Consider the following 7534-nt stretch of genomic DNA (forward strand, 5'->3'; position numbering starts at 1 on the left):
CCTCCCCGCCAAGACCGGCAAGCCGCTTCAACGTCTCAACCGACGCCGAAACCCGCGGCTCAAACCCAGGCTCGCAAAATACCGATATGCGCATGACATTACTCACGATGTGACGATCAGCAGCAGCACCAGCAGGCCCAGAAGCCCGCCGATGATGCCCGGCTTGCCGCTCTCGGAGGCAAGGCCGATGGCGGTGCTCACGATGATGGCCAGCGTCGCCAGCGAGAACAGCCCCCAGTGCCCGTTCACGCCGCCGATCGCCAGAGCGACCATGAGGCTGCAGATCGACAGCGTGCTGACGAGGGTGAGCTTCACGAAGAAGCCATAGGTGCCCTCATGTTCGGCATAATCATTGCCGGTGGCGGTGGCGTATTCGGGCGCTCCGTGGTCAGCCATGCGACCCCCCTTCTAATGGATAATGTCAGCCACCGTCCGCTTTAGCGGAAGTCGTCCCCTGCGGCAACGCCGGGGAGGCCGATGGCCGCGGGCGCGTCAAGGCGTCGCGCAGCATCGCGCCGCGCCGCCGCGACGACGTCAGGCCGTCGCCGCGCTGGGCGCCGCCACCGGCGCCTCGGCGATGGCGGCGAGTGCCGCGGCCACCGCGTCGCGGTGCTCGGTCAGCGCCTTGTAGGCCAGCTGCGCCGGATCGAGCGACAGGATCTGCTCGCGCAGGCGGGCCGCCAGCTCGCGGCCTTCCGGATGGCGGCGGAACGCTTCGAACGGATCGACATGGATGCGCACGGTGAACAAGAGATCGCCGCTCGACGGCAGCCGCCGCAGCGTCTGGCGCTCGACGCGCACGAAGGCGGCGGCGTCGAGATTGGCGGGATCCTCGAACCAGTCGCGCGGGCGTTCCTTGGATTCGGGATGGTGCAGCTCGTCGTCGGGATAGATCGACCAGTTCACCCGCCACACCGGCTGCTCGACCTTGAGATTGTCGAAGATGCGGTTCATCACCCGCGCCATCTTGTCGGGATAGCCGGGGACGGCGGCGTGCAGCCCATCCAGCGACTGGCCGAACTTCTCCGCCAGCGACCAGGCGGAGGGGAAGCACAGCACCGCCGCCACCAGCCGGTAGCCCTGGGGGCCGGGGGTAAGCAGCAGCAGGTCGTCGGAGACGATGCGGCCGGCAATGGCCAGGGGCGGCTCGCTCTCATCGTCGAGGTCGATAGTGAGACCCGCGGGGAGGACCGCCAGCCGACGTCCATCGAGCCGGTAGCGCTCCGGGAAGCGCTCGACCAGATGGGCGACCAGCAGTTCCAGCACCTCGCGCTGGGAGGCGCGGGTGCCGGCTTCCTCGCGCAGGACGACGTCGCGCTTTTCGGCGAGCAGCCGGGCGCGCTCGGCAAGCGTCGCGGCGAGGTGCGGATCCGGCTCGATCCACTCGGCGAGATCGAGCGGCGCCAGAGCGATGGAGAACGGCTTCCTGGAGCCGTCGAAAGGGGTATGCGTGAAGGGTTCGGCGACGGCGGACATGCGTGGGCTTCCCGGCAGTGAATGCCGATTTGTCCGCCCGCAGCCGCCGGCAGGGCAAGCCCAAAATCCGGGCACTCATGACACGTGGCCGGCAAGGTCCGCACGCGGCCCTGCCGGCGCCGCGGCGGGTCAGCCTTCCATCGCCTCCAGTTCGCCGATCATCCGGTCGATGAGGTTGAGGCCGGTCTGCCAGAAGGCCGGATCGCGGGCATCGAGGCCGAACGGCTTCAGCAGCTCGGAATGATGCTTGGTGCCGCCCGCCGCCAGCATGGCGAGGTAGCGCTCGGCGAAGCCTTCGGCGGCGTTCTCGTAGACCGCGTAGAGCGAGTTCACCAGGCAATCGCCGAAAGCATAGGCATAGACATAGAACGGCGAGTGGATGAAGTGGCCGATATAGACCCAGTAGGTCTCGTAGCCCGGCCCGAGATGGATGCCCTCGCCGAGGCTGGTGGACTGCACGTCCATCCAGATCTCGCAGATGCGCTCGGCGGTGAGCTCGCCGGACTTGCGCTCGGTGTGGATGCGCCGCTCGAAGGTGTAGAAGGCGATCTGGCGTACCACCGTATTGATCATGTCCTCCACCTTGGAGGACAGCATCGCCTTGCGCGCCGCCTTGTCGGGCGCGGCGTCGAGCAGCCGGCGGAAGGTGAGCATCTCGCCGAACACCGAGGCGGTCTCTGCCAGCGTCAGCGGGGTCGGCGCCATCAGCGCGCCGTTCGGGCCGGCCAGCACCTGATGCACGCCATGGCCGAGCTCATGGGCGAGCGTCATCACGTCGCGCGGCTTGCCCATATAGTTGAGCAGCACATAGGGATGCACCGAGGGAACGGTCGGATGGGCGAAGGCACCCGTCGCCTTGCCCGGCCGCACGCCGGCGTCGATCCAGCTCTTGTCGAAGAAGTCGCGGGCGATGTCGGCCATGCGCGGCGAGAAGGTGGAATAGGCGCCGAGCACGGTGTCGCGCGCCTCGTCCCAGGCGATCGGCCTGGTTTCGACCTTGGGCAGCGGCGCGTTGCGGTCCCAATATTCCAGCTTGTCCTTGCCGAACCATTTGGCCTTCAGCTTGTAGTAGCGGTGCGACAGCCGCGGATAGGCCTCGTGAACCGAGGCCACCAGCGCATCGACCACCTCGCGCTCGACACGGTTCGCCAGATGCCGCGAATCGGCGATATCCTGGAAGCCGCGCCAGCGATCGGAGATGTCCTTGTCCTTGGCGAGCGTGTTGGTGATGAGGGTGAACAGGCGCTGATTCTCGCCGAACACCTTCGCCAGCGCCTCGGCGCCGGCCTTGCGCTTCTTTTCCTCCGGCTCGGCGAGATAGTTCAGCGTCGGCTCCAGCGGCAGGCTCTTGCCGTCCACCTCGAAGCGCAGCCCGGCAATGGTCTCGTCGAACAGGCGGTTCCAGGCGCCGCGCGAGGTCACACCCTTCTCGTGGAACAGCTGCTCGATGCGGTCCTCGAGCTGGTAGGGCTTGTCGGCGCGCACATCGTCGATCCACGGCCGGTAATGGCCGAAGGCGGGATCGGCCAGCGCCGCTTCCATCTTGCCGTCGTCGAGCCGGTTCAGCTCCAGCGTGAAGAACAGCAGGTGGGTGGAGGCGTCGGTGAGCTTCTCCTGCACGTCGCCATAGAACTTGGCACGGACCGGATCGGTGGTGTCGCCGGAATAGACCAGGCCGGCATAGGAATACAGCCGGCCGAGCAACTCCTCGACGCCCTCGTAGCGCTTGAGCGCCTTGGCCATCTCGCCGCCGGCATCGATGCCGTCGAGCATCGCTGCGAGCCGGCCCTTGTAAGCCTGCTCGAAACCGTCGCACTCGGCCTTGGCGCGGTCGAGATCGGCCTTCAGCTCGGGCGAATCCATGCCGGGATAGAGGTCGGAGAGGTCCCACTGGGGCAGCTTGCCGAGCGCGACGCCTCCGTCCGAGGTGGGGGACAGGGCGGAATGACGGTTCTGACGGGGAAACATGACGACTCCGGCGGGAGGTTTCTCAGGGGGTGCAACAGATATCGTGCGGGACCGTCGGGGATCAATGCGCGGTGCACGCTCTTGATCGCTTCCCGCCGGCGCATCATGGTGACGGGACACCGCGCTCCACACGGCTCCCGCCATGAAACCCGCCGCCCGTCGTTCCGCATCCTCCCGCTTCGGCCGCGCCGCGGCCGCCCTCCTCCTTGCCGGCGCCGCCGCAGGAACCGCGCCCCGGCCGGCCGAAGCGGCACCAAAACGCATCGTCATCGTGCGGCACGGCGAGAAGGCCGGGCCGCTCGCGCTGTGCAGCATCGGCAAGGAACGGGCGCAGGCACTGGCGGCGCAATATCTCTCGCCGACCAGCCCGATGAGCCTGATCGCCAAGGATCCGCCGGCGGCTATCATGGTGATGACCCTGCACACGCTGGAGACGGCGCGGCCGATCGGCAAGGCCTGGGGGATGAAGCTGGATGCACCGGCGATCGCCCATGTGCCGATCCGCAACAACCGCTACTTCAACGCCAAGCTCAACAAGGTGAACCAGGAGGTGGTTGCGGATCTGATGGCCAATCCGCGCTGGCACAGTAAGACCGTGGTCATGGTGTGGGAGCATTTCCACATCGCCAGCGCGGCGCTGGAAGCCGAGTTCCCCGCCGAGAAGGCGACCCTGCGGCAATTGCTGCGGCTCGGCGAGATCCCGCCGGCGCGGATCGTGAATTCGCCGGGCGGGGTGCCGGATACCTGGCCGGATTCCAACTTCAATTTCTTCTGGATTCTCGACTACGACAGCAACACCGCCCAATTGCCGTCGCGGTTCCGTGTCGTGCGCCAGTATTTCCAGCCGCCCTACGCGGCGCTGCCGTCAAACGACTGGGGGGCGAAGGAACCGTTGCCCGCCGGTTCCGGCTGCAACTGATCCTTCACCCCCCAACGCACACCGGGGAGAGCGTGCGTAGTCCGGGTCCGAGGCTCAGACGACTTAGTCGACGGCGCGCTTCAACTGCTGGCCGGGCGAGTTGTAGCCCTTGTAGAGCGGCGCGAAGATCGGCTCGAACAGGCCGTTGTGACGATTCTGCCGGACCTGCTGGCGACGCACGCGCTCGCGCTCACGCACTTCCTTCTGCTCTTCGCTGCCGATGGCGGGCAACGGACTGATCGCCGTGGTGGTGGCATGCACCGGCGCGGTGGCGAAAACCGGCAGGACGACCATGGCGGCGAGCGCGGCAATGCCAAGCTTCTTCGAGATCATCATTACCTCCCGATGAGTATTGAACTGCTCAATCAATGCGGGAGTGGGCCTTTTGTTTCACGGCGCCGGCGAATTTATACATGCCGGCCGCTTCATCGTCTTCGCGTGGCGACGAAAAGGCGGCCACAGGCCCGCCTCAACAGGCTCCGGGCGAGAGGCTGCACGGCAAGACCTGCGCACCACAGCCACGACAATGGAACAATTTTGCGAATATCTTACTTGAGATGTTTCATGCGCATTCCGGCCGACGCGCGCGAGCGATCCCGCCAGCGGCCAAGTGGTGGCGGCGATGTCGGTAGCCAGGCGAGCAAGCGTGCCTGATGCAGCCGCTTGCGCGAACAGATATCTGCTGAGAAATTGGCCGGAATGGTGGGCGCGACAGGGATTGAACCTGTGACCCCCTCGATGTCAACGAGGTGCTCTCCCGCTGAGCTACGCGCCCATTCCGTCCGGGATGCCGGGGCGGCCCGGCGGGCACCCCTATAACCACAAGCCGCGTCCGGCGCAAGCACCCCGCATCGGCTTCGAAACCGGGCTGGGGATGACGCGGCCCGCGACGACGGCGCCGCACGCCGTCTCTACATCGCCGTCTTCACGCCGCCAGCATCTTGCCGACCTCGTTGACGAGGTCGCGCAGATGGAACGGCTTCGACAGGATCTTCGCATCCTTGGGCGCCTGGCTGTCGGCATTCAGCGCCACCGCCGCGAAACCGGTGATGAACATCACCTTGATGTCCGGGTCGAGTTCCGTCGCCTTGCGGGCAAGCTCGATGCCATCCATCTCCGGCATCACGATATCGGTCAGCAGCAATTCGAACGGCTCCTCGCGCAGCCGGTCATAGGCCGAGCGGCCATTGTCGAATGACACGACCGAATAGCCGGCATTCTGCAGCGCCTTCACCAGGAAGCGGCGCATATCATTGTCGTCTTCGGCCAGCAGGATCTTCAGCATCGACGTCACCTCGGATTCGGGAGCGGGGCGATCGGCCGGTTGCCCGCCCGCAACGCCGGGGAACTCCCCGCATGTTTCGCATACCGGGTACCGCGCCGGCTGTTAGCACATCGTGAATCCACGCCGGTGTGAACGATACGTGCTTTCTGAAACATTGCCGACCGTTCCACCGACCTCGTGTGCGTGTTAGACAGATAGATGACAGGCGCGCCGGATAGAGCGCGCCCAAGAGGGAGCCAACGTCGGGCAGATGGCGATCATATCGGAGACGATAGATCCGGCCTTCGAGGTCGTGGAGCCCGACCCCGCCGTCGCGCCATTCCTGTTCAATTCGCCCCATAGCGGCATCATCTACCCGCGGGCCTTCCTCGATCAGGTGCGGCTCGACATGCCCACCTTGCGCCGCTCCGAGGATTCGCTGGTCGACGAGCTGATTCGGCCGGTCACCGAGCTCGGCATGGGCTTCATGCGCGCGCATTTCCCGCGCTGCTATCTCGACGTGAACCGCGAGCCCTACGAGCTTGACCCGCGCATGTTCGACGGCCGGCTGCCGGCCTATGCCAATACCCGCTCGATGCGGGTGTCCGGCGGGCTCGGCACGATCGCCCGCGTGGTCGGCGAGCAGCAGGAGATCTATGGCCGGCGCATCCCGGTCGATGACGCGATGGCCCGCATCGAGGCCTATTACAAGCCCTATCACCGCACCCTGCGCCGGATGATGGTGCAGATGCAGCGCAGCTTCGGCATCGCGGTACTGGTCGACTGCCACTCCATGCCCTCGGGCGGCGGCCGCGACGAGCGCGCCCGCGTCGACATGGTGATCGGCGACCGCTACGGCACCAGCTGCGCCGGGGCGATCCCCGACTGCATCGAGGGCGAACTGCGGCGGCTGGGCTATTCGGTGGTGCGCAACAAGCCCTATGCCGGCGGCTTCATCACCGAGCATTACGGCAACCCGGCCTCGGGGATGCATGCGGTGCAGATCGAGATCAACCGTGCGCTTTACATGAACGAACGCACCTATCAGCGCAGCGAGCATTTCGAAAATGTGCAGCGCGACCTCATTCTGGTGGCCCGCGCATTGGCGGCCATCGCGCATCTGGAACTAGCGCCCGCGCGGGCGGCGGCGGAATAATCCAGATCTTTCATCGCCTTACGAGAGACATGACGATTTTTTATCGGACGATGCAAATCGCCGCAGATCAGCCTTGCATTTTGGGAATGAGAGATATACCAATTCTGCACGCTCGGTTCTGACGGAGCGCTTCCCCATCCCCGCTGCGGGATATCAGGCCACGACGGCGACGCCGTGGATGGAAGCGCGATACGGAAACGAGCCGGCCCTCTTCCGGGTGTCGCAAGACATCATGCCGATGGGATCGCCGGGAACGCGACAAGACGGCTCCTAGCCGCCACGCCCCGGACCGATGCCGAAGGCACAAAAGAAAGAGGCCGCTCACACGAAGGAGAGCGGCCCAAGTCTAGGGAGGAAACGCCCAAGGAGGGCTGCACGGAGCGACGCCAATCGCTGCGTGCGAGACAGAAGATGAAGGCGCATTGCGGATTAATCAAGGCGGCAGGCATCATTTTCTGGCATACCAGATACAACCAAATGACAGGTGTGGCTGATTTGTCGCGGTAGGTGCCCTCTCTCTGGCGAGATCGTGCGTATCGTATGGGTCGGAGTGACGGCCGGAATGGCAGAAAGCCGTTCCGGCCTTTTGTTTGACCCGAGCACGCGAGTGGCCCGGCCTGAAGCACGCCTCTTCAATACCGCCGCAGCGATCGCACGACTTAGAGCGCCTAACAAAACCGTTTGTTAACCATGTCGGCTTGAGTTTGGCTTCATGGTGAAGAAGCTGCTTCCGGATGATTTGTGGGCGGAG

Annotated in this window: 8 protein-coding genes and 1 tRNA gene; 2 read left to right on the forward strand and 7 right to left on the reverse strand. The window is 65.4% G+C overall.

Going from position 1 to position 7534, the window contains the following annotated elements; all coding sequences use genetic code 11:
• Positions 1–102: 102 nt before the first annotated feature.
• The 3 genes from J2X65_RS26670 to J2X65_RS26680 form a co-directional block, all read right to left on the reverse strand.
• Positions 103–396, reverse strand: coding sequence for an aa3-type cytochrome c oxidase subunit IV (locus tag J2X65_RS26670; protein WP_310208479.1), 294 nt, complete (start codon positions 394–396; stop codon positions 103–105).
• Between the two features lie 138 nt (positions 397–534).
• Positions 535–1476 (reverse strand): DUF3445 domain-containing protein, encoded by a 942-nt coding sequence (locus J2X65_RS26675; RefSeq protein WP_310208482.1) that lies wholly within the window; start codon positions 1474–1476, stop codon positions 535–537.
• Between the two features lie 129 nt (positions 1477–1605).
• Positions 1606–3444, reverse strand: a complete 1839-nt coding sequence (locus tag J2X65_RS26680) for a M3 family oligoendopeptidase (protein ID WP_310208485.1) — start codon at positions 3442–3444, stop codon at positions 1606–1608.
• 142 nt (positions 3445–3586) lie between these two features.
• Between J2X65_RS26680 and J2X65_RS26685 the strand changes: the two genes are divergently transcribed.
• Positions 3587–4363: a histidine phosphatase family protein gene (locus tag J2X65_RS26685; protein ID WP_310208488.1), complete on the forward strand. Its 777-nt coding sequence runs from the start codon at positions 3587–3589 to the stop codon at positions 4361–4363.
• Between the two features lie 63 nt (positions 4364–4426).
• Here the strand turns inward: J2X65_RS26685 and J2X65_RS26690 are convergent, their stop codons facing one another.
• The 3 genes from J2X65_RS26690 to cpdR all read right to left on the reverse strand — a co-directional run bounded on the left by J2X65_RS26690 (position 4427) and on the right by cpdR (position 5648).
• A complete protein-coding gene (locus J2X65_RS26690) occupies positions 4427–4696 on the reverse strand; it encodes a hypothetical protein (protein ID WP_310208491.1) in 270 nt (89 codons plus the stop codon).
• 367 nt (positions 4697–5063) lie between these two features.
• Positions 5064–5138: transfer RNA gene (locus J2X65_RS26695), tRNA-Val, on the reverse strand.
• 150 nt (positions 5139–5288) lie between these two features.
• Positions 5289–5648: a cell cycle two-component system response regulator CpdR gene (gene cpdR / locus J2X65_RS26700; protein ID WP_213361942.1), complete on the reverse strand. Its 360-nt coding sequence runs from the start codon at positions 5646–5648 to the stop codon at positions 5289–5291.
• 250 nt (positions 5649–5898) lie between these two features.
• Between cpdR and J2X65_RS26705 the strand changes: the two genes are divergently transcribed.
• Positions 5899–6783, forward strand: coding sequence for an N-formylglutamate amidohydrolase (locus tag J2X65_RS26705; protein WP_310208496.1), 885 nt, complete (start codon positions 5899–5901; stop codon positions 6781–6783).
• A gap of 448 nt (positions 6784–7231) precedes the next feature.
• Here the strand turns inward: J2X65_RS26705 and J2X65_RS26710 are convergent.
• Positions 7232–7534: hypothetical protein (locus J2X65_RS26710; protein WP_310208498.1), on the reverse strand; the 303-nt coding region annotated here is incomplete at its 5' end.

Source organism: Ancylobacter sp. 3268, from assembly GCF_031456575.1.
GTDB lineage: Bacteria > Pseudomonadota > Alphaproteobacteria > Rhizobiales > Xanthobacteraceae > Ancylobacter.